19 protein-coding genes are annotated in these 21,431 nt (G+C 55.0%); 16 read left to right on the top strand and 3 right to left on the bottom strand.

Going from position 1 to position 21,431, the window contains the following annotated elements; translation table 11 throughout:
* The first annotated feature begins 15 nt into the window (after positions 1-15).
* A complete protein-coding gene (locus tag GYMC52_RS13395) occupies positions 16-3,249 on the top strand; it encodes a VWA domain-containing protein (protein WP_013524251.1) in 3,234 nt (1,077 codons plus the stop codon).
* 94 nt (positions 3,250-3,343) lie between these two features.
* Here GYMC52_RS13395 and GYMC52_RS13390 read toward each other — a convergent pair whose 3' ends face one another.
* Genes GYMC52_RS13390 through GYMC52_RS13380 form a run of 3 tightly spaced genes read right to left on the bottom strand, consistent with a single transcriptional unit; the run spans position 3,344 to position 6,276 of the window.
* Positions 3,344-5,050: a hypothetical protein gene (locus tag GYMC52_RS13390; protein ID WP_013524250.1), complete on the bottom strand. Its 1,707-nt coding sequence runs from the start codon at positions 5,048-5,050 to the stop codon at positions 3,344-3,346.
* 43 nt (positions 5,051-5,093) lie between these two features.
* Positions 5,094-5,672: a PilW family protein gene (locus GYMC52_RS13385; protein ID WP_013524249.1), complete on the bottom strand. Its 579-nt coding sequence runs from the start codon at positions 5,670-5,672 to the stop codon at positions 5,094-5,096.
* Positions 5,656-6,276, bottom strand: a complete 621-nt coding sequence (locus GYMC52_RS13380) for a type IV pilus modification PilV family protein (protein WP_013524248.1) — start codon at positions 6,274-6,276, stop codon at positions 5,656-5,658. Before GYMC52_RS13380 ends, GYMC52_RS13385 begins: the two co-directional genes overlap by 17 nt.
* Before the next feature lie 143 nt (positions 6,277-6,419).
* On the opposite strand from GYMC52_RS13380, the gene GYMC52_RS13375 reads away from it, so the two are divergent.
* The 15 genes from GYMC52_RS13375 (at position 6,420) to radC (ending at position 21,309) form a co-directional block, all read left to right on the top strand.
* Entirely contained in the window at positions 6,420-8,036 is a 1,617-nt protein-coding gene (locus GYMC52_RS13375) for a hypothetical protein (protein ID WP_013524247.1), read from the top strand.
* Positions 8,026-8,805: a PRC-barrel domain-containing protein gene (locus tag GYMC52_RS13370; protein WP_013144599.1), complete on the top strand. Its 780-nt coding sequence runs from the start codon at positions 8,026-8,028 to the stop codon at positions 8,803-8,805. The genes GYMC52_RS13375 and GYMC52_RS13370 overlap by 11 nt, the downstream gene beginning before the upstream one ends.
* A gap of 16 nt (positions 8,806-8,821) precedes the next feature.
* The gene (locus tag GYMC52_RS13365; protein ID WP_013524246.1) at positions 8,822-10,150 is read left to right on the top strand and encodes a VanW family protein; all 1,329 of its coding nucleotides are present in this window, start codon (positions 8,822-8,824) and stop codon (positions 10,148-10,150) included.
* Positions 10,151-10,183: 33 nt separating this feature from the next.
* The gene (locus GYMC52_RS13360) at positions 10,184-11,845 is read left to right on the top strand and encodes a GspE/PulE family protein (protein ID WP_013524245.1); all 1,662 of its coding nucleotides are present in this window, start codon (positions 10,184-10,186) and stop codon (positions 11,843-11,845) included.
* Between the two features lie 12 nt (positions 11,846-11,857).
* On the top strand, positions 11,858-12,913 hold the full coding sequence (locus tag GYMC52_RS13355; protein WP_013524244.1) for a type IV pilus twitching motility protein PilT: 1,056 nt from the start codon (positions 11,858-11,860) through the stop codon (positions 12,911-12,913).
* Positions 12,900-14,111: a type II secretion system F family protein gene (locus tag GYMC52_RS13350; RefSeq protein WP_013524243.1), complete on the top strand. Its 1,212-nt coding sequence runs from the start codon at positions 12,900-12,902 to the stop codon at positions 14,109-14,111. The genes GYMC52_RS13355 and GYMC52_RS13350 overlap by 14 nt, the downstream gene beginning before the upstream one ends.
* An 85-nt stretch (positions 14,112-14,196) precedes the next feature.
* The gene (locus tag GYMC52_RS13345; RefSeq protein WP_013524242.1) at positions 14,197-14,715 is read left to right on the top strand and encodes a prepilin-type N-terminal cleavage/methylation domain-containing protein; all 519 of its coding nucleotides are present in this window, start codon (positions 14,197-14,199) and stop codon (positions 14,713-14,715) included.
* A 59-nt stretch (positions 14,716-14,774) separates the two neighbouring features.
* The gene (locus GYMC52_RS13340) at positions 14,775-15,530 is read left to right on the top strand and encodes a prepilin peptidase (protein WP_013524241.1); all 756 of its coding nucleotides are present in this window, start codon (positions 14,775-14,777) and stop codon (positions 15,528-15,530) included.
* A 21-nt stretch (positions 15,531-15,551) separates the two neighbouring features.
* Positions 15,552-16,490, top strand: a complete 939-nt coding sequence (pilM, locus tag GYMC52_RS13335) for a type IV pilus biogenesis protein PilM (protein ID WP_013144606.1) — start codon at positions 15,552-15,554, stop codon at positions 16,488-16,490.
* Positions 16,480-17,055, top strand: a complete 576-nt coding sequence (locus GYMC52_RS13330) for a fimbrial protein (protein ID WP_013144607.1) — start codon at positions 16,480-16,482, stop codon at positions 17,053-17,055. Before pilM ends, GYMC52_RS13330 begins: the two co-directional genes overlap by 11 nt.
* Complete coding sequence (locus GYMC52_RS13325) at positions 17,052-17,771, top strand: hypothetical protein (protein WP_013524240.1); 720 nt, start codon at positions 17,052-17,054, stop codon at positions 17,769-17,771. The genes GYMC52_RS13330 and GYMC52_RS13325 overlap by 4 nt, the downstream gene beginning before the upstream one ends.
* 21 nt (positions 17,772-17,792) lie before the next feature.
* Positions 17,793-18,254: a type II secretion system protein gene (locus tag GYMC52_RS13320; RefSeq protein ID WP_011232097.1), complete on the top strand. Its 462-nt coding sequence runs from the start codon at positions 17,793-17,795 to the stop codon at positions 18,252-18,254.
* Between the two features lie 116 nt (positions 18,255-18,370).
* Positions 18,371-19,486, top strand: coding sequence for a hypothetical protein (locus GYMC52_RS13315; protein ID WP_013524239.1), 1,116 nt, complete (start codon positions 18,371-18,373; stop codon positions 19,484-19,486).
* Positions 19,487-19,916: 430 nt separating this feature from the next.
* Positions 19,917-20,492: a Maf family protein gene (locus tag GYMC52_RS13310; RefSeq protein WP_013524238.1), complete on the top strand. Its 576-nt coding sequence runs from the start codon at positions 19,917-19,919 to the stop codon at positions 20,490-20,492.
* A gap of 136 nt (positions 20,493-20,628) precedes the next feature.
* Positions 20,629-21,309 (top strand): RadC family protein, encoded by a 681-nt coding sequence (gene radC / locus GYMC52_RS13305; protein ID WP_013524237.1) that lies wholly within the window; start codon positions 20,629-20,631, stop codon positions 21,307-21,309.
* Positions 21,310-21,431: the final 122 nt, after the last annotated feature.

Here is a 21,431-nt window from a genome sequence, read left to right as displayed (position 1 = left end):
CGGGAGGGGAGGCGCATGAAGCGGTGGCGCGGCTGGCTTTTATGGGGAATGTTGTTTTGGCTGATGGCAAGCCTATGGCCGATGAAAGCAGGTGTTGTGTATGCCGATCAAACAGAGGGGGCCATTACGTTCGTTTCGGATGAGAAGATTGAGGGATGGGCGACCGCACCAGGGAGCGGCAACGGGCAAGGGAACAGCATTCGCTACTTTATGATTCGCATTCAGCCGAAGGAACAAAGCGGCACGGCAGTCAGCTACCGAGCCGAAGCGGTGGAAGCGCCGGCGGACCGAAACGGTGAGAAAAAGTATACGTTTTCTCTTGATATGCGCGGCAAGTGGCCGTCGGCTCCGGGAACGACGGTGACTTACCAAATCACCGTCGATGCGTATCGCGTGTTAGGAAATGGAAAAGAGGATGTGTATTTTTCATTCCCACAGACGCCTTATCAATATACGAGGCAAACTGGGGTGAGCACGGCTAAATTGGATTTTTCCCTCTCATTTTCACAGCCGGAATACGCCAAGCCGCCGAACGGCGATGCCCAAGGCCGGCTCGATGTGACGCTCGTTCCACAAGGCGCTGTTTCAGGAATCATCCGCCCGCCGATCGATGTCGTGTTTGTCATGGACGTGTCGGGGTCGATGACGGCAATGAAGCTGCAAAGCGCCAAATCTGCTCTGCAAGCGGCGGTCAACTACTTTAAGTCCAATTACAACCAAAATGACCGCTTTGCTCTTATTCCGTTTTCCGATGGAGTGCGGGAAGCAAGTGTGGTTCCGTTTGGGAAGTACTCGAATGTTGCAAGTCAGCTTGATGCCATTCTCAATACCGGCAACAGCTTGACCGCCGGCGGCGGAACGAACTATTCGGCTGCTTTGTCTCTTGCTAAATCGTATTTCACGGATCCAACGAGGAAAAAGTATATCATTTTCTTAACGGATGGCATGCCGACGGTGTTGAATGCAGTCGATACGATTACGTATCGGGAGGTCAAGCAGAATTTTTGGGGTGGATATTCCTATACAGGGAATAGAGTAACCGATTCTCTTTCGGTCACATACGAATTGTACAGCGATGGACGGACTGCCGGTATCCGTTTTACCGACAACAAAGGATATTCTCGCCGATTTTACAGCGACGGCCAAGATTATGTTAATGGATGGCGGGTGTCTTGGGATAACGGCTATTCGTTCACTTACAGCAGCATTGAAGGAAAAATCCGAGCCGATGCCACAGCGGTGGCAAAAACGCTCGGGATGAACAATATCACCCTTTACTCAATCGGCTTCGGCGACAATGATGAAGTCGATATGGACTATTTACGGTCGCTTTCAGCGACTGCCGGCGGCGAGGCGCGGCAAGGAACGACGCAAAATTTGACCGCTTTGTTCCAACAGTTTTCCCAGCTTGCCACCACGCCAGCGATCACAGGAACGATCCGCATCCCGCTTTCGTCGTTTGGCGGCAATGTCGCCGTTGCGGAAAACGGCCAAGTATGGCTGGATGAAAACAAGCAAAACGCGTATATTTCGTTTTCCATCCCATACCAAGTTGGTCAAGGCACTCCGGCGCCGGTGACGATTCCGATTCCCGTGTCATTTAAAGCAAAAGGGACATATACGTTCACTGCTGAACTGACGTATCGCGATGTGTATGGCCAACCACAGCCGGCTGTGACGAAAACGGTGACCGTCACGGTCAAAGACGAAGCGCCGCCGTCGTTTACTGGAACGGTGAAGCTGCAAGGGCTGACCAATGATGTCACAAGCTTAATCAAACGGGGGGCAACCGATGGCGACGACAACCGCTTCCGGGCCACGTATTCGTTGTCGCTTGTCGGGTATGTCGGCAATGCGACCGGGACGATCAGCAATGTGAGCATTGTCCAAGAACTGCCCGATGGCATCTCCGTTGTTCCGGATGGCAAAGTCACAACCTATGTGGAGAATGGCAAGCGTTATGCCAAATGGTCTTTCACCAATCAAATGTTCGACTACAGCCAGCTCAACAAACTGACGCTCTCGGCGCAATGGGTGATGCAGGCTGACTTTGCCATGAACAGTGTTCAATTGCCGCCAGCTTCGGTGACATTCACCGACAGCCGTTATGGCGCCAAAACATCGACGCTCGTTCCGCCGGCGGAACGAATCGGCATGACAGTTCGCTTGGATGATTTTCCAAACTTTTACTATGAAGGGAATGGAAAGGGTACTATTACAAAACACAAATTTTCTGCTTTATCAGACGACATTGTCGGACAGGCGAATCCTAATTCATATGGATTATTGCCGTTGCCTGTTAAAGCGCTGGAGTATGACCCGAATGATGATGGCGTGCTGCTTGTCACGTACAGCAACGGCCAGACGGTATCGGTGTACATTAAGCCTCATCTTTCCGTTGTGACAGCCAATGGCGTCTTGCCAAACGGAGCGACGACTTATGAGGCTCCGACCGTTAAAATAACCGGGTTGGTAGCCGGTGAAGGGGTGTCATATCAGTACCAAGCAGTGCGAAATGGGGTGGCATCCGCTTGGACGCCGCTCTCGTCGCCGTATGTTGTTGCCATTTCCAATGACGGTTCCTACACGGTGAATGTGCAGGCGTCAGGAGGATTGACGAGAGGAACGGGTTTAACGAGCACGGCGTTTACGTATACAAAGCGGATTACGGACCTGCAGCTTGGTTCATATCAGCCGACGATGAATGTCGGAGATACGCAGAGGATTCCAGTGACGATCGAGCCGAGCGACGCGACGAACCCAACGCTTGCGTGGACATCAAGCGACCCGAATGTCGCATCCGTAGACCAAAACGGCATGGTGACAGCGCGAAAGCCTGGAACGGTGACGATCACCGTCCGCGCGACTGACGGCAGCAACGCGTCGGCATCGGCGGCCATCAAGGTGATGAATCCGTACGTGGCGCTTCAAGGTATGGAGTTCCGCCGTCCGGTGTTGTATATGAAAGTCGGCGAACGGCTTGACGCAGCACCTGAGCTTCGTTTTGTTCCGTCCAATGCAAGCGATCGAACGCTCCGCTCTGTGACATCGTCTGACTCCCGGTTTGTCGACGTTGTCCAAGAAAATGGCCGATGGTATTTGGAAGCAGTGGATGTCGGCTATGCGTATGTGACGGCGACCGCCAATGCGAGAACGCCGGATGGCAGGCCAATTCAAGCCTCAGTGTGGGTCTTTGTCCAACCGCGTGAAGATGAGGGGGGAAGCGGCAGCAGTGGTGGGCGTTGGTAATGATGAAAAAAGCGGCCTCCTGAATTGGAGAGCCGCTTTTTTTCGTTTGTCCAGGGGATCGAGAGGATGAGAGAGGGAATTTAGCCGTCTTCGTTCACTCAACTTCAAGCCGGTCGGCGACGAGCGAGATTTGATTGACAAACGGCAATCCTGTTCCTTGTTCGACTAACACCCGTGGATTATATTTGACGATCAGACGGGATTGTTGCATGTCAGAGCTTGGAATGAAGTTCCCCGGCTCACCGTCTTTCGGCTCGATCCGGCCGCGAAAGGCGTTGATGACGAGCCCGTTGATGTCTGTATCCGGAGCAGCCGCTCCGTTCCCGCGGGCGAACAACCCGCCTTCAATGTACAAATACGATCCGACAGCATAAATCGTCGCGCTGCTGTCCGTATAAAAATACCCTTTTAAGTTCGGGATTTCACTTGAGTCTTGAAATTCATTGATGCGGGCGATATCGAGCGTGCCTTTGGACAACAACACGAGCCCTTTTCCATCCGCTCCGTCGATATGGCTGTTGTAAATGGTCGTCTTGCCAGTGACGTAAATGCTCGCGTTCAACGCCAAGTTTCCAGTGAGCGTCAAATCACCGAACACGATCAAATTGCCGCGTACAGCCGCTGTTGATTTTGTCGGTCCTTCAATGCGGAGATCGCCATTGACAATGAGCCATTGGTTTTGGCCATTTTGCCGCACGTCAATGTCGCGATAAAGGGTGATCTCCTTCCCTTCTGCGTCCAACCAAAGCGGCTTGTCTTTTGGCATCTGATTGATGGATTGTTCATACGGCGTTTCGTCGTCTGTCACGACCCGAGCCAATTTCCCTTCTTGATAAAGCTCCCGCGCTACATCGAGCGGCGGCTGGTGATCGTTTTCAATGCGCTCGATATACGCTTGTTGGGTTTCAGGCGACAACGGCGAGAGACCGGCCGCTTGAAGCAATTTATCTTTCACGGTGCGCTCGAAATCAGTATCGATGAAATCGTCCGTCTCTTGTTGAATGAGAGGGCCGCCATCGTCCGGCCATCCTGGGAAGAAAAGGCCTTCTTCCATTTGGAAAGCTCGGCCGCCAGTCTTCCAGCAACTGCTCGTTTGCGTGCATGAAAACAGCAGCTTGTCATGAATGTGCCAAATCGAATCGTTCATTGATGCGGGCAGTCCGGCATCGATAGGAGCGATCGTTAACTCGCCGCTTTTTTTCACGTAGTTTGCCGCGTTGCTGATGTAAGCGCTTTGTCCGGCGTATACGTTTCCTTGCTCCACGTAGACGCCGCCGTTTAAGATGACTGTTTCTTTTGATCCGAGCGCGTATTTGAGAAAGCTGGGCGTATTTGTTAAAAAGACGAGCCGTTTGATTTTCCGCTCGCGATGGCCGTCCGTAAACGGTTTGGACAAATCGAGCGCGCGGAGGAACACTTTGTTCGTCGGAATGTTGTACAAGCGATAGGACACGTCTTCCACCTTCACGCCGTAGCGCGCTTTCAGCTTGCCGGCGATCGTATCCGGGCCGGGGGTGTCCTCGTTAATGCCGAGAAATGCATCCCATTGACTGGGGGTGAAAATGTCATGACGAACAAAAAAATCGTCGTCTGAAAGCTCAGCTTTAAGCCCAGCAATTGCTTCATTAAGCGCTGTTTTGGCTTCATGAAACGATTCGATGTTCTCGACGCGCACCGCGGTAAATCGCGCTTGCTGGACGGCGACTGTTAAAATCGTCAAGCCGAGCAAAAAAAAGAGGGTGATCATGAGCATTGTTGTCACCAAGCTGTAGCCAGCAGCGTTCAAGCGCAGTCGGTTCATCGCGGCCCCTCCCTTCATAGGACAAAATTTCGGAACGCAATACTTAAAAGCCGAATTCTGTTGTTAATGTAAACGGCGGCACATACAGCCAACCACTCGGATCGGCGTGTCGACGGTCGGAGACAATGAGACGGATCGTCATGACGCCGCTGCGGCACAGGTTGCCTTCTTTTCGTGCGCAACGGAATGAAAACGATGAAGAGTCGTCCAGCAAAAAGCGGGAAGAGGTGATCGTTTCGCCATTGATCGCGAGCGCGCCGTCTTGGATGGACAGCGTCATCCGCTCGATGCTTTCCGGCTTTTTCTCTTCACGGGAGACAAGCCCGGTGTCCGCATCGGCTTTGAATTCTTGGTTTTTCACAAAGGTGACGGCCGTTAACGGCGTGTTTTCTTCTTGACTTTCCATTCCATCCGGAGAGAGCGTGTACAGCTCGTTCATTATTCGGGCCATGGCGTAGTCCGCTTCGCTGCGCAAGTCGTTTTCGATGCCGATGCGCTCGTAGGCGCGAATGCCGGTTAAAAACACCGTGTAGATAGCGCCGATGATGAGCAAAGAAATGGAAACGGCGGCCAACAGCTCGATCATCGTCATGCCGGCTTCGCTTCTAGCGGATTGTTTCATCGGTGATCACCCCTTCGACCCACGCTGTTTCGTTCGTGCGCTCGCCCCAACGGACGGAGGTGTATAATTTGATCATGTAGCCGCCGGCGTTTGATTCGGCTGCTTTTTCCGTTTCAGCGTGGATGCGAGCCTGCAGCGGCGCAGGCAAGGAAGTGAATTCCGACGATGAAGTGAATGCATCCCATGCCTCCTTGTCGTATCGGACAAGGTAAACGGAAGCTTCGTAACGGACATTGTTGATTTTCGGGGCGAACTGCGCTTCACATACCGTATGCAGTTGGCCAGATTCACCGGGAAAAAACAGCGCCGCCAACGATTCGTTGCCGCAATCGTCTTTTGTTAGCTCAAGAAACGGTGTTTGATGGTCTTCCATATACTCTTTTAGCCGGGAGAAATCTGCGTTTTTTTCAAAATAGACAGCGACGCCGCGGGCGACGTTGACGGCCACCGTCCGACCTTGGTTGTAAGACGTATGCATCATCGCATTCGTGAAAAAGTAAAACAAACCGATCGCGACGCCCGATAAAAGAGTGATGGCCAGCAACGTTTCGATCAACGTAAATCCTGCTTGACGACTAGGAAGAGGAAAATTGCTTCCCGCCATTTGTCATAACCTTCTTTCAAAATATGTAACTTTATTATACAATATTTTCGAGTCGAACCATGTAGAATTTTAGGATAAGAGAACGAGCAATGGCATATTTGTCGCGTTATTGCCAATGATACGCCGGGAAGGAGCGGGTGGGCATGTGGAAAGAGGCGGTTGTTTACGTTGTTGCATTCATAGTGGCGCTGTTGGCCGTTTGGCTGCTGCCGCTTGGCTTCAGCAGGGCCGGGGGCGCGGCGGTGGTGGCGGCCGCCTTTTTGGCTGCGGGGCTGGCGCAGTTGGCTGAATCGGTGATTCCGTTATGGCAAATCGTCCTGCTCGTCGGGCTTTTGCTGTTGGCGGGCTCGTATTTGCTTGATCGTTGGTTCGGTCCGCTTCTTTACCGGTCGGTGGAGACGGAGGAAGCTGGGGAACGGAGAAAGGGAGGATGGAAAGGGAGTGGCGACCGGACGGCAGCGGGCGATAGGTACGGGATGATGGTCCAGAATGCAACGGAAAATCTAGTCGATTCGGCCTGGCCGGCAGCTTTTGGACAAAACGGCGCTTCTAGGGAATTTCAAGGCGCTGACTCGGGTGGGGAGGCGTTGCGATCGCACGTGCAGGAAACCGGTAACACCGCTTCAGGAGCGTCGCCTGCAGAGTCGGAAGCAGCTTCGGGAGAGACGGAGCGGGCGCCGAAATCCAGCGAGGAGCCCTGGGAAGAACAGACTGCTTTCTTGCTTCGAGCGATGGATGGCATAGAGGAAGCCGCTTCTGATCCCGGAGCGGATCAAACCGAGCCGGAGGAGCTGCTTTCGTTGGATTCGGCCGATGCGGAGCAAAAAATGCGCTCCGTGGACCGAGACGATGCCGAGCAAGAGGAGTTTTTCCCGTTGGATTCGGATCGTGTGGAGCTGGAGAAGTTGTCCGCCTTGGATTTGGATGGAGTAGAGCCGACCGCCATGACGGGTGACGGTGGCGGGCTGAATGTTGAGCCGGCGCGCCGTCTGCGCGATTGGCTCGATGAGCTGCCTGTCTCGATGACGCCAGACATCGAAGCGGCGGTGCTGCAGGCGGGAGCGGCCGCCGACGGCCGCGGCCTGTTGCAGGCGCTTGATCTCAGCCATGAAGAAGAGGATGGGCAACTTTCCGCGTTCATGTCTTCTAGCTCGCCGGGCGTTTCTGCTGTAGAAAACGGGCTGCCTTCCGGCCAGGCAATGCCGCGTGAAGGGGCGCTTTTGGAAGAAGCAATGCCGGGTATTGTCGACTGTTCGCTGCCGGAAACGGACGAGGCTGCCGAACCGCCCCGTCAGGAGGACGCGATGAAAGCAGAGCCTGACAGGCAGGAAGGGCAACGAACGGAGCATGGCCGGTCGGAAGGCGAACAATCAACCGAGCGCCGCGAGCCGGAAGAAGATGGGCAAACGGAAAGCCGGCGGGAGGAAGAGAGCGAACGGCCAGCGCGAATGATCGGTCCGGAAGTCGTGCAGGCGGTCGTTCTTGAATTGCGCCTCAACCGCCGTCGTTTGGGCGCCGCCGATTACGAGCGCTGCCTCCGCCGCTGTTTGGACGCTCCGCTTTCTGACCGCGACTATTACGTATTGGCCCGTTTGTTAATGGAACATTATGTAGTAGAACAACAGTACGGCAAGCTCGCAGCGTGGCTTGAGGAGCTCGCTGACCGTTTTCGCGCCTATCCGGCTGTGGCCGAAGAGTTGGCGCTTTGGCGGCAGTTTGCCGCAACACTAAACAGTTGGGGTGAACAAGATGAAAGCTAGCGCGCAAATCATTGGGCTGCCGATCATCAGCATTGCTGACGGTGCACAAATCGGCACGGTGAAAAGTTTGGTGATCAACCCGGACAAAGGGTCGATCGATTTTTTGACCGTCGAACAAGACGATGTGCAACTCAGTTTAAAGGCCATTCCGTTTAAAAAAGTCGTCGGCATCGGCGAGTTTGCCGTGACGGTGGAGCAAGGGCACGATGTAATTGACCTCTCGGAAATTCCGATCGCCAATCAGCTCGTCAATAAGCAAATCCGGATTAAAAATACGAAAGCCATCACGCGAAAAGGGCAGCTGCTCGGCGAAGCCCGCGAGTTTTTCGTTGATGAAGAGTCAGGGGATATTGTCGGCATCGCTCTTCAGCTCGAGAAAGGGGAAGCGGTGCTGCCGGCCTCGGAAGTGTTGACGTACGGCAAAGATATTTTGATCATCAACGACGGAGCGAACGAGTCGCTTCTTGATGACCCGGCGCAGTTGTTGAAGGCAGAGAGCATCGAGCCAACCGGCGGCATGGCGGAAGAGGACGTTTCCGCGCAAATGGAGGCGATGGCCGAAAACGCGGAAAATGTTGAAGCGCTGCAGTCGCTGAGGGAAAAACAAGTTGCGCTGTTAGCTGGAAAGCGGCTGACAAAAGATATTTATGATGCAGACGGCCGCCTGCTGTTTAAAGCGGGCACTCTGCTTGGCGAAGAGGATGTGCGCAAGGCGCAAGAGGCGGGGCCGAGCGTCATCGTCGATGTCTCGATGAATGTGGAGGCGTAATGGAGGAGGGTCGGCGGTGAAAAAGGCTGCCGCGTGGAAATTGTTTGTTGTCATGGCTGTTTGCACGGTTTATTTTATCGCTTTTTCGCATCTGGGCACCTTCGCCTATGATGTTTTGGCCCCGGATGACGGCCGCCTTGGCCCGGGCACGGCGGTCGGTCCGGTGTCACTCTCCGGCATGACGCCGGAAAGAGCCCGACAGGCGGTTGTCGAGCGGGTGAACGAGTGGCGGGCGACCGCTTCCATTTCTTTGCAGTACCAAGAAAAGCGCATTGACCTGCCGGCGGACGCGTTTGCGTTCCGTCTTGCCGAGAGCACGAAGCGGTTTGTCGACGGGAGGCGCACGCCGCTGTTTGTGATCGCTGATTTAGAAAAATGCCTCCAAGCGGCGGCAGCCATCGTTCCGCCGGCGGCGTTATCGGCGCTTGACATCAAGAAGCTTGGGGCGGATTTAGAGGGACAGGCGGCTCAGCTGCAAAAGCCATCATCTCCGATCGACTTGGCTCGCTACATATCGTTTGCAAACGGCCGGCAGCCGGTCGTCAGCGAAGCGGCCGCATCGGCGCCTGACTCTTCGGCCGTCCGCTGGCTGTCTGGCGAGCGGCGCGCGGTGATCAAAGCGAAACAGCTGTTTTCGTTTGGCGATTATATGAAAAAGGTGAAGGCCGAGTTGTCTGATGAAGCGGCCGATGCGATCGCTTCAGCGGTGTACCGGGCGGTGCTGGCGACCAATTTCACTGTCGTGGAGCGCTATACGAGCCGTATGTTGCCGGATGGAGTGACGCCCGGTTTTGAGGCGGCCATTAGCGGCGGCCGCGATTTGGAATGGTTCAACCCAAACACGACCGACTACACGCTTCTTCTCCGGCATGATGGACGAAAGGTGCGTGTTGCCATTATCGGGTTGCCGTTTGCCTATCAATATATCATTCGCCTGGGCGAGGCGGAGTCTATCGAACCGCGTGTCATCGTCCGCTATGACGCGCGCCTGGCGCCGGGCGAGAAGAGGACGGAACAGATCGGGCGGCCGGGGCTGGTTGTGACGGTGGAACGCGAAGTGCGCGACGGCGCTCGGCTCGTGCGCAAAGAAACGGTGAGCGAAGATTTTTATCCGCCAACGTATACGATTAACGTGCGCGGCCTTGAAGTGCCGGAAGGCAATGTTGGGCAAAGCGGCGACGGAGAAGGCGGAACGATGGAGCCGGCGAATGGGGTGACGGAAAACAACGGAGCGGCGAACCAACTGGATTCGACTGCGGAAAACAGCGGCGGGAATATAGAGAGCGGGACCGCGTTAAAGAAAGGCGATGAGGCGGGCAACGGGGGCCCCCGCCGCTGGCAGTGAAGAGAAGACGGATGCGGGCGGAGGGGAGGAAAAATGAGCAAAAAGCAGGAACGGAAACGGCTTGGTGATTTGCTTGTCGAAGCGGGATTGATCACCGAAAGTCAGCTGGCCGAGGCGCTGCGCGAGAAGGCGCCCGGGCAAAAGCTCGGCGACGCCTTGTTGCAGCGCGGCTACATCACGGAACAGCAGCTGATTGAGGCGCTCGAGTTTCAGCTCGGCATTCCGCACGTCAGTTTGTACCGGTACCCGATCGATCCGAAAGCGACAAACCTCGTGCCGAAAGAGTTTGCCCGCCGCCATATGGTCATGCCGCTCAAGGTGGAAGGCGATCGGCTGCTCGTTGCCATGGCCGATCCGATGGATTTTTTTGCCATCGACGATTTGCGCCTGTCGACCGGGTTTCAAATTGAAACGGCGATCGCTTCAAAAGACGATATTTTGCGGGCGATCAATAAATATTACGACATCGACGAAGCATTTGAGGATTTTTTGCAAACGCCGCCTGAGGTGCGCGACGACGAGCGGGCTGCTGAGGACGATTCTCCCATCGTTCGTTTGGTGAACCAAATTTTGCAGCTTGCTGTTGAACAGCGGGCGAGCGACATTCATATCGATCCACAGGAGACGAAAGTGCTCATCCGCTATCGGATCGACGGCCTGCTTCGCACCGAGCGCGCGCTGCCGAAACATATGCAAAGCATGTTGACGGCGAGAATTAAAATTTTGGCCAATATGGACATCACCGAACACCGCGTGCCGCAAGACGGACGGATCAAAATGGACATCGATTTTCATCCGGTCGATTTGCGCGTTTCAACGCTGCCGACCGTATACGGTGAGAAAATCGTCATGCGCGTCCTCGACTTGGGCGCAGCTTTAAACGATATTCATAAACTTGGCTTCAATCCGGTTAATTTAGATCGATTCATCCGCTTGATCGAGCGGCCGAACGGCATCGTCTTGATCACCGGACCGACCGGTTCGGGGAAATCGTCGACGCTCTATGCGGCGCTCAACCATTTAAACAGCGAGCACGTGAACATTATTACGATTGAAGATCCAGTCGAATATCAGATCGAGGGCGTCAACCAAATTCAAGTCAACCCGAATGTCGGCTTGACGTTCGCCCAAGGGCTCCGCTCGATTTTGCGTCAAGACCCGAACATCATCATGGTTGGAGAGATTCGCGACCGCGAGACGGCGGAAGTGGCGATCCGCGCTTCGCTCACCGGTCATTTAGTGTTGAGCACGCTCCATACGAACGATGCATTAAGCACGATCACCCGCCTGATCGATATGGGGATTGAGCCGTTTTTAGTGGCCACATCGCTCGCCGGCGTTGTCTCGCAGCGGCTTGTGCGCCGCGTCTGCCGCGACTGCCAAGAGGTGTATGAGCCGACGAAGCGGGAGCTGGACATTTTCGCCCGCCGCGGCATCGAGGTTCATCAACTTGTCCGCGGCCGCGGCTGCCCGATGTGCAACATGACCGGTTACCGCGGACGGCTGGCGATTCACGAGTTGCTTGTTGTCACCGATGAGATGCGGCGCGTCATTTTAAACAACGAGCCGTTTTCGAAATTGCGCGAGCTTGCCCTGCAAAACAAAATGATTTTTTTGCTGGATGATGGGCTGTTGAAAGTGAAGCAAGGGTTGACCACGCTTGAAGAAGTGCTGAAAGTGGCCATTTTGCATTGATGGGTGAGACGGATGAAGGAAAAGCTTGAGGCGTTATTGCGCGCGGCCTTTGAATGCCGCGCTTCCGACGTGCATTTGACCGTCGGTGCGCCGCCGATTTTTCGCGTGAACGGGGAGTTGAGAGCTTACGGCCATGAGCGCCTGCACCCGGAGGAAACAGAGCAAATGGCGAAAGCCGTCATTCCGGCGCCGCTTTGGCAGCAGTTTCAGGAAACCGGAGAGCTTGATTTTTCGTATGGCATTGCCGGCGTTTCCCGCTTTCGCTTAAACGTGTTTAAACAGCGGTCATGCGTGTCGCTCGCCGTGCGCCTCATCCCGGTGCGCATCCCGACGCTGGAGGAGCTTGGCCTGCCGGATGTTTTAAAGCGCATCGCCGAAAAGCCGCACGGACTCGTGCTTGTCACCGGACCGACCGGCAGCGGCAAATCGACGACATTGGCGGCGATGATCGACTATATGAACAAAACGATGTCGAAACATATCATCACGCTGGAAGATCCAATCGAGTATTTGCATAAACACGGGAAATCGATCATCGACCAACGCGAGGTGGGATTCGACACTGGCAGTTTTGCCGCCGGATTGCGCGCTGCGCTTCGTCAAGATCCAGACGTCATTTTAGTCGGGGAAATGCGCGATTTGGAAACAATCCAAACGGCAATCACCGCCGCGGAAACGGGCCATTTAGTGCTTGGCACGCTTCATACGGCGAGCGCGCCGGCGGCGATTGAGCGGATGATTGACGTCTTTCCGCCGGCCCAGCAGGCGCAAATCCGGCTGCAGCTTGCTTCCGTGCTCGTTGCCATCATCGCTCAGCGCTTGTTTCCAAACAGACACAAAACCGGGCGGACGGCAGCGCTGGAAATTTTAGTGAACAATGCGGCCGTCGCCAACTTAATCCGCAACGAAAAAGAACATCAAATCATTAACATTATGCAAACGAGCCGCAGCATCGGCATGCAGACGATGGAAATGAGCGTTAAGGAGCTTGCAGCCGATGGACGCATCGATCCGCTGGCGGCTGAAGTGTATTTGGCGGGGGAGCGTGGGGACGATGGCGCAGTTTAAGTACGAGGGGCGCGACCGAAGCGGACGGAAAAAAGCTGGAGTGATCACTGCCGTTTCGCGGCGCGAGGCGGCGGCAAAGCTTCGGGAAAAAGGAATTCGCCCGCTGGCGCTTGCCGAAGTGCCGCCGTCCATATGGAACAAAGAAATTTCGTTTGGCCGCGCCGTCAAACTGCAGCACTTTGTCATCTTTTTGCGCCAGTTCGCAACGCTTGTGCGCGCCGGGGTGACGATCGTCGATTCGATCCGCATTTTGGCGGAGCAAACGGAAAGCAAGCCGCTCGCTAAGACGCTTCTTGACATCGAACAGTCATTGCGCAGCGGGAACCCGCTCTCAGCGGCAGCGGCGAATCATCCGCGCATCTTTCCGCCGCTGTTTGTCAACATGGTGCGCGCCGGTGAAGCGAGCGGGACGCTTGACGAGACGCTTGACCGCTTGGCCGATCATTTTGAAAAAATGCATCGGACGCGGCAAAAAATCGCCTCGGCGCTCGCCTATCCGATTGCTGTTGCCATCATTGCCACCGCGGTCGTTATTTTTTTGCTTGTCGCCGTTGTGCCAACGTTCGTCGAGATGTTCGCCGAGTTTCACGCCGAACTGCCGGCGATTACGAAGTTTGTGCTCAAGGCAAGCAGTGTGATGCAGCGGTATTGGTGGGCCGTCGCCCTGCTTTTTGCCGGCGTGTACGCATCGTTTGTGGCTTTTCGGCGGCAAAAGACAACGAAGTACTATTTGGATTATGCCGCCCTGCGGATGCCGATGTTCGGCACGCTCGTGCAAAAAGCGGCGCTCGCCCGCCTGACACGGACGCTCAGCTCGCTTGTTGCAAGCTCGGTGCCGATTTTAGAGGCGCTTTCCATCGCCGGGCGCGTCGTTGAAAATGAAGTGATCGCATCTGTGCTGGCTGAAGCGCGGACCTCCCTCGAGCGCGGGCAATCGCTCTCGGAGCCGCTCCGCCGCCATTGGGCGTTTCCGCCGCTTGTTGCGCAAATGATCACGATCGGCGAACAGACCGGTGCGCTTGACGCCATGCTCGGCAAAGTTGCTGATTTTTACGAAGCGGAAGTCGATGCGGCCACCGACCGGTTGAAATCGCTCATCGAACCGCTCATGATCGTGCTTCTCGCCGGCGTCGTCGGGACGATCGTCACTTCGATCATCGTGCCGATGTATGATATTTTCAACCATATTCAACAATAAAATAAGAATATATTCCTATTTTTCTTCCTATGTTGTAGAATAATAGGGAAAACAGTCTAAAAATGAAAGAAAGGGAGAGAGAACCATGTTCAAACGGGTGTTGAAAAACGAGCGCGGCTTGACGCTCATCGAACTGCTCGCCGTCATCGTCATTTTAGGGATTATCGCGGCGATTGCCATTCCGGCGATCGGGGGGTTGATTGACAATTCGAAAAAAGACGCGCACGTTTCGAATGCGCAGCAAATGATCAACGCAGCGAAAATCGCCGTGACGGCGGATAAGGATTTGATACCGGCGAATGGGAAGTATACACTTGTTACGCTTAAATACTTAGAAGATGAGGGATATTTAGAAACAGTAAAAGACCCGGATGGAGGCACCAATTCGTATAAAAAAGGTCCTACAGGTACAGGTGCACAGCAAATGCAGAAAGGCTTGAGTGATGATCCTAATGCTGATTATTCTTACGTACTTATCAAAAATGATAATAATAAACTAAGTTACTTTGTCAAATTAATTAACAATGAACGGGGGGTACATAATAGTGGGGCAGCTGTCCAAGAACAAGATCTTAAACGCAGTGCAGTTGGGGCTGTCAGGTGAGAGTGGAAGTTAAGAAGATAGTTGAAAATAGAAAAAGCGTTTGATAGGAATTAATATCTATGAATCAAATTGCCCTAACTCTGCTTTTCCTTTACTCCCTCCTCCTCGCCTCGTTCTTTAACGTTGTCGGGCTGCGGGTGCCGGTCGGGGAGTCGATCGTCCGCCCGCGGTCGCATTGTCCGGCGTGCGGACGGACGCTATCGGCGGGGGAGCTCATTCCGGTTGTGTCGTATGTCGTGCAGCGCGGGCGGTGCAAAGGGTGCGGGGGGCGCATCTCCCCCCTTTACCCGGCGATGGAATTGGCCACCGCTGCCTTGTTTACGGCCGCGCCGATGTGGGTCGGCTGGAGCGGGCGGCTCGTTGTGGCGTGGACGTTGATCAGCTTGTTTGCCATCATTGTCGTCTCCGATCTTCGCTACATGCTCATCCCCGACCGGGTGCTTTTGGTGTTTGCCGGTTTGTTTTTGGTTGAGCGGCTTGTGATTCCGTTTTTGCCGTGGGCCGATATGCTCCTTGGGGCGGCGGTCGGATTTTCGCTTTTATGGCTGATCGCCGTTTTGTCCAAAGGCGGGATGGGGGGCGGCGATGTGAAGCTGTTTGCCGTGCTTGGGTTTGTGCTCGGTTGGAAAATGGTGTTGCTCGCGTTTTTCTTGGCGACGTTGTACGGAACGGTGATCGGGCTTGTCGGCATGGCGTTGGGCCGCGTGCGGCGCGGCAAGCCGATGCCGTTTGCGCCGGCGATCGCACTCGGGGCGTTGACCGCGTTTTTCTTCGGAGAAGCGATCGTGCGCGCGTATATTTCACTCATTATGTAAAGACGGCAGAAAGGAAGCGGAATGAAGATGGCGTTATGGCGGCGAAAGGCGAAACAGGCGAACATCATCATCAAAGATCATGTCCTCCGCTATGTGGAAGCAAAGCCGGGGCAGCCGCCCGAGGCGAGGCGATGGGGCGAGCGAGCCTTGCCGCCCGGCATCATTCGCGATGGAAAAATCGCCGATCGGGAAACGTTGGCGATGATTTTGGACGAATGTGTTGACGAATGGAAACTTGACGGGCGGCGTGTCCGCTTTGTCGTTCCCGATCCGTTTGTGATGATCCGCCATTTGCCGCTTCCCGCTCATTTGCCGGACGAGGACATCCGCGGCTATTTGTTTATGGAGCTTGGTGAATCGATTCCGCTTCCGTTCGCCGATCCGGTGTTTGACTACGTCGTGGCCGAGAGAACAAGCGAGGTGCTGAACGTGCTGTTGTTTGCCGCGCCGGAAGAGGCGGTGGCCGAATATGCGGCGCTCTTGGAAGACGCCGGCCTGCGCCCGGTGGCGGCCGATGTGTCACCGCTTTGCGCCTATCGCCCGTTTTTTGTTGCCGGACAAGCCGCGGCGGACGACCACATTTTGCTTGTCCAGTTTGACGAATCGGCTGTCAATTTGAGCGTCTTCCACCGCCATTTGCCGCAGTTTATGCGCCATGTGCCGCTTGAGGCGCCCGGGGAGCCGACGGCGGCGATCGTCGACCCGTTTATTGACGTGTATAAAGAAATCGAGCGGATGATGAGCTTTTATTCGTTTTCCATCCAGCAAGGAAAACAGCAAATTACGCGCCTCTTCCTCACCGGCGACCATCCGCGGCTTGACGATGTGTTTGCTGTTATGTCGGAGCGGCTTGATGTGCCGCCGGAGCGGCTTTCTCGCTCGCTTGATCCGTTGCCGGACCGTTATCATCTCGCCTGGGGATTGGCGTTGAAAGAAGGAATGGCTGACCATGATCGTTGACATCAACTTGCTGCCGCGCAAAGAGCCGCGCCGTGCGGCGGGCGCCGTGCTGGCGGCCTTCGCCGTTTTGCTTCTGCTGCTTGGCGCTGGGGGAGGCTACTGGCTGATGGAGCGTGCGAATCAACGGCTCGCGGCGCTTGAAGGGGAGCTTCGGCAAGTGCGCGCCGAGCAGGCGGCGATGGAGGCGAAGGGAAAAACGACGGAGCAGCAGCAAGCTGAGCAAGAGCTTGCTAAAGCGGTCGAATGGGCGAACCGTTATCCGCTCAAAACGGTGCCGCTGTTGCGTGCGTTGGCCAAACAACTGCCGGAGCGCGGCTTTATCATGAACTTTTCGTATGCCGGTCAAAAGACGGTGACGATGACAGTGCAGTTTGATGCGGCGGAAGAAGCGGCCTATTATTTAGATCGGCTTGAGGAAGTTCATTTGGTCAAAGCCGTCAAATTGACCGGCATCTCGGCCAGCGGCGAAAGCGGCGGGGCAGAGGGGGAAACGATCGTGCCGCGGTATATCGCGCAATATGAGCTGGAACTTCAGCCGACAGGAAAAGAGGGGGACAACGAATGATGGGCCGTTTTGGAAAATGGCCGCTCGTGTTTACCGGGGTGTTTCTTCTTGCCGTTCTTTTGTTTGCCGCTTTCTATGTTTTTGTGCTCATGCCGCGCTACGAACAAATGGATCGGCTCGAGGCGGTCGTACAAAGCGAGAAAAACGTGTTGGCTGCAATGAAAAAGCAGGCGGCGGGGAATCGAGAAGAAACGGCAGAGAGCCTGGCGGCTTTGCAGAGGAAAGTGCCGGTGCGCCCGTTCGCCGACCAACTGTTGCTGGCGTTTCAAAAAGCGGAATATATTTCTGACAGCCGGCTATTGAGCGTCAGCTTCGCTGAAGGGCAAGGAACCGGAGAATCTCCTTCGCAAGGGAACGCGAATGGAGCGGAAAGCAAGGCGTCCGGAGACAAGGCGTTGATTCCTCCAAGCGGCATCCAGTCTATTACCGCCCAATTGACGGTGGAATCTCCCTCCTATTATCAGCTTGAACGGTTTTTAGAGGTGCTTGAGCACTCTGAGCGCATTTTGGCGGTGGAAGGATTGACGTTTACCGGCCCGCCGGAGTTGACGTCCACCGCTGTCGACGTGCAACCGCTCGCCTATTCCATCAATGTCCGCGCCTTTTACGCGCCGCAGCTTGAGAAATGGAAGCAGCTCATTCCCATCCGCGATGTCCCTCCGCCAAGCGGCAAAGACAATCCGCTCGTGGAAGTGGCGCCGCCTTCGGGACGGTAGCGGGGATGGTGGAAGGCCGATATGCTCATTCGCATGAAGCGGGGGATGACCCTCATTGAGCTTTTGGCTGTGCTCGTCATCATCGGTATTGTGGCGATGATCGTCGGTCTTGCCATGTGGACGGTGATCGACCGGGCGCGCGAGCGGGCGTTTGTTTCCGATGCGTATGGACTATATGAAGCGGCGCGGCTGTATGTCGGCGCCGAGAAAGTGGAATTTTTGCCAGCCCGTTCTTCTGCCATATTGTCGTATGGAGAATTGGTGGGCAACGGTTTGCTGGATCCAATCGAAGATCCGTTTACCGGAAATGTATTGCCGCCGGAAACGAATCCATCGTACGTGCTTGCCACGAAGCGGGAAGACGGCGGGATCGATTATGCCGTTTGCTTAAAAGGCGAGACAAAGCAGCTTTGCACCTATGAGGGGCGCGAGCAGCCGATTCCTGTCGAAGCGCTGGGGACCGAGGCGATTCGCAACCGTTGATGTCGGAAAATGAAGAACAGAAGCGGGGACAAGACGACAAATGTCTTGTTCTTTTTTTTTCCGTTTGTGGTAAGATAGGCGAAAGAAATCGAAGCATGAAGAAGGACGGTGGCCAAATGGACAAGCAGCGCATGCGCATTATGGTGAATATCAACGGCAAGCCCCGCCCATTTACCGTGGAGCGTTCGTCGGAAGGACGGCCGTCCGAGGAGTCGGGTGGATATCCGGTGGACAGCCATCTAGGGAAAGGACAGCGAGCAGAAAACGAGGCGGATGACAGCCGCCAAGTGAGCGCGTTTCAAGAAGGCGGGCCATCCGCAGGCAAGCCATCAACAGGCCTGTGGTTTACGGAGGATGGGCAAGTTCGAGAAGATGTTGAAACGATGGGTTGGGAAGAGGCGGCCGCCCTTGAGGCGGATGAACGGGTCATTTCCGTTTCCGAGGCGATGCAACAAAAGAAAAGCGCCAGACGTCGGACATGGCGGCTGCCGGCTCAAGCCAAGTCGCTGCTCGCCGCCGCGTTGGTCGCTGCGCTGGTCGGCATGGCGTTTGGCATGACGGTGCTGCGCATCATTCCGAAGGAAAAATCTGCTTCGTCGCCGGCATCTGAAGCGATGACGGAATTGACAAAGCCTGAAACAGCGGCGGGCGAAGAAGGAAGAGAAAGCGTCATACGAGCGCCGTTTTCCATTGCGGTCATTCAAGCTGGCGTCTATTCGAATGCGGCGGCGGCCAAGCAGGCGTCCGAATCGATCAAAACAGCAGGCGTGCCGGTCGTCGTCGCAGGGCAAAAACCGGCAGCGCTCTATATCGCCGTCGGCGCGGATAAGGAAACGTTGCGGACGGTCAACGACCAATACCGCCAAAGGGTGCCAAGCACGTATGTCAAAGAGCTGTCGTTTGCCGCCGAAGCGGCGGCGCGCCGGTCGGAGGCCATCCAAAAAGGGGAGGTTTTGTATGAAAACATGGCAACGGTCTCCGCGGCTTTGCTTGGCGGCAGGAAAGCAGGAGAAGATGACTGGCAGGCGCTCCAAAAGGCGTATGACGCGTTAGAAAAAAGCAACGCTTCAAACGACAAAGCAGTCGGGCGGTATGTTGAAGCGCTGAAGCAGGCGTATGTCGCCCTTGCCGCATACAAAGAGCGACGGGATGAAGCGCTGTTGGCCAAAGCCCAGCAACAGTTGCTCGAGGCGCTCGCCGTTTATATCGAATTGGTGCCGCTAGGGAGCTAGAAGCCCCGTTTTTTTTTTGCCTATTGCATATATAAAGAATTTCCGATTTTTCGCTTCTATATTTATCTCCATACAAGTCGACTATGATATAACGTGGCGAGTGATCGGCTGGATGTAAAATAAAATTTCAACTTATAGATGGCAACGAAAACGTTTCACATATCCTTGACGGAAAAGCCGTTTGTCCATTTTTCGACTGTCGAAGGCAAGCCTGTGGCTTGGAAGACCGAACAACCACCCGCTTCACAGACCCATACATGGGTCTGAAAGCGGCGTTGTTCGGTCGCCCGACAGTCGATCAAATGCCTAGTAAAATCTGCAAATGTTCATGCTTCAAATTGCATCTATACAGAAAATTGCCTTTCACCGCAAAATTTGCTACGATACAAATGAATCTTCCGAGCCGAAACGAGTGAAAGGAGAATGAACGATGCCTCCACGGTTCGTGCTTGCTTCCCGCTCCCCGCGCCGCAGGCAGATCCTCGAGCTGGCCGGTTGGCCGTTTGACGTTCAAGAAAGTCAAGCCGATGAGACGATCGCCCCCGGAACGCCCCCTGATGAAGCTGTCCAACTGCTTGCCCGCCGGAAAGTTGAGGCGGTGGCGCCGTCTGTCCCTGATGCGTACGTTCTTGGCGCTGATACAATCGTTGTGTGCGATGGCCGCTTGTTAGGGAAGCCGCGCACGGAAGAAGAAGCATTCGCCATGTTGCGCCTCTTGTCCGGGCGAACGCATGACGTATGGACCGGCGTCGCCATCGCACTCCCTCATGGATCAATCACATCGTTTGCGGAAAAAACAGCAGTCACGTTTTGGGAGCTCGATGACGAGGAAATCGCCGCCTATATTGCGACCGGGGAGCCGATGGACAAGGCGGGGGCGTATGGCATCCAAGGCCGCGCCGCCCTGTTTGTCAAACGGATCGAAGGCGACTATTTGACGGTCGTCGGCCTGCCGCTGTCGCGGACGGTGAGGGAATTGCGCCGGCTCGGGTGGCCGCCGGCATAGATGAAAGCACAGGCGGCCGCCGTCTGGCGCCTTTTTGGCAAAAGAACGCCCCCGCAAACGGATTCTGCTGTCGTACCGAGGGGCGGTTCAAGCCTCTCCATCTTTCGATGAAGCAAAACAAAAAAGGGGGAGTATGATGGCGTGGATGATCCGCGATGTTCCGAAAGACAGCCGGCCGCGTGAACGGCTGCTGTCATCAGGGCCAGAAAGTTTATCCGACCATGAACTGATCGCCATTTTGTTGCGCACGGGCACGAAGGAGGAGTCGGTCGTGCAGCTCGCCCAGCGTCTCCTTCGCCATTTTGAGGGGCTGAGGTCGCTCAAAGACGCAACGGTCGAAGAAATGACGAACATCAAAGGGATCGGGCCGACGAAAGCCGTGCAAATTTTGGCGGCGTTGGAGCTCGGCCGACGCATCCACCAGTCCGGCTGCGCCGACCGCTATGTGATTCGTTGCCCGGAAGACGGAGCGAAATACGTCATGGAAGATATGCGCTTTTTATCGCAAGAACATTTTGTCGCCATTTATTTAAATACGAAAAATCAAGTCATCTACCGCAAAACGGTGTTCATCGGCAGTTTAAACGCCTCGATTGTCCATCCGCGCGAAGTGTTTAAAGAGGCGATTAAACGTTCCGCCGCCTCAGTCATTTGTGTGCATAACCACCCTTCTGGCGATCCGACTCCAAGCCGCGAAGACATCGATGTGACGAAACGGCTCGCGGAATGCGGCCGCATCATCGGCATCGAGCTCTTGGATCATCTCATCATCGGCGATCAAAAATTCGTCAGTTTGAAAGAAAAAGGCTATGTCTGACGGTTCTCATTTTTTGTCGAATCAGTTATAATATCAACTATGGGTTTTTCCGAATCCGTTCGGGCGGTGTTGTACAATTTATAAATGACTTGACATCTGATCCATGTTGTCAATAGAAAATC

This window comes from Geobacillus sp. Y412MC52 (assembly GCF_000174795.2).
GTDB lineage: Bacteria > Bacillota > Bacilli > Bacillales > Anoxybacillaceae > Geobacillus > Geobacillus thermoleovorans.
This window is presented reverse-complemented; position numbering and strand designations above follow the sequence as displayed.

Excerpts from the sequence above, each read along its gene's own strand:
- GYMC52_RS13395 (WP_013524251.1), top strand. The coding sequence starts at position 16 with ATGAAGCGGTGGCGCGGCTGGCTTTTATGGGGAATGTTGTTTTGGCTG.
- GYMC52_RS13390 (WP_013524250.1), bottom strand. The coding sequence starts at position 5,050 with ATGAACCGACTGCGCTTGAACGCTGCTGGCTACAGCTTGGTGACAACA.
- GYMC52_RS13385 (WP_013524249.1), bottom strand. The coding sequence starts at position 5,672 with ATGAAACAATCCGCTAGAAGCGAAGCCGGCATGACGATGATCGAGCTG.
- GYMC52_RS13380 (WP_013524248.1), bottom strand. The coding sequence starts at position 6,276 with ATGGCGGGAAGCAATTTTCCTCTTCCTAGTCGTCAAGCAGGATTTACG.
- GYMC52_RS13375 (WP_013524247.1), top strand. The coding sequence starts at position 6,420 with ATGTGGAAAGAGGCGGTTGTTTACGTTGTTGCATTCATAGTGGCGCTG.
- GYMC52_RS13370 (WP_013144599.1), top strand. The coding sequence starts at position 8,026 with ATGAAAGCTAGCGCGCAAATCATTGGGCTGCCGATCATCAGCATTGCT.
- GYMC52_RS13360 (WP_013524245.1), top strand. The coding sequence starts at position 10,184 with ATGAGCAAAAAGCAGGAACGGAAACGGCTTGGTGATTTGCTTGTCGAA.
- GYMC52_RS13355 (WP_013524244.1), top strand. The coding sequence starts at position 11,858 with ATGAAGGAAAAGCTTGAGGCGTTATTGCGCGCGGCCTTTGAATGCCGC.
- GYMC52_RS13350 (WP_013524243.1), top strand. The coding sequence starts at position 12,900 with ATGGCGCAGTTTAAGTACGAGGGGCGCGACCGAAGCGGACGGAAAAAA.
- GYMC52_RS13345 (WP_013524242.1), top strand. The coding sequence starts at position 14,197 with ATGTTCAAACGGGTGTTGAAAAACGAGCGCGGCTTGACGCTCATCGAA.
- GYMC52_RS13340 (WP_013524241.1), top strand. The coding sequence starts at position 14,775 with ATGAATCAAATTGCCCTAACTCTGCTTTTCCTTTACTCCCTCCTCCTC.
- pilM (WP_013144606.1), top strand. The coding sequence starts at position 15,552 with ATGAAGATGGCGTTATGGCGGCGAAAGGCGAAACAGGCGAACATCATC.
- GYMC52_RS13330 (WP_013144607.1), top strand. The coding sequence starts at position 16,480 with ATGATCGTTGACATCAACTTGCTGCCGCGCAAAGAGCCGCGCCGTGCG.
- GYMC52_RS13325 (WP_013524240.1), top strand. The coding sequence starts at position 17,052 with ATGATGGGCCGTTTTGGAAAATGGCCGCTCGTGTTTACCGGGGTGTTT.
- GYMC52_RS13320 (WP_011232097.1), top strand. The coding sequence starts at position 17,793 with ATGCTCATTCGCATGAAGCGGGGGATGACCCTCATTGAGCTTTTGGCT.
- GYMC52_RS13315 (WP_013524239.1), top strand. The coding sequence starts at position 18,371 with ATGGACAAGCAGCGCATGCGCATTATGGTGAATATCAACGGCAAGCCC.
- GYMC52_RS13310 (WP_013524238.1), top strand. The coding sequence starts at position 19,917 with ATGCCTCCACGGTTCGTGCTTGCTTCCCGCTCCCCGCGCCGCAGGCAG.
- radC (WP_013524237.1), top strand. The coding sequence starts at position 20,629 with ATGGCGTGGATGATCCGCGATGTTCCGAAAGACAGCCGGCCGCGTGAA.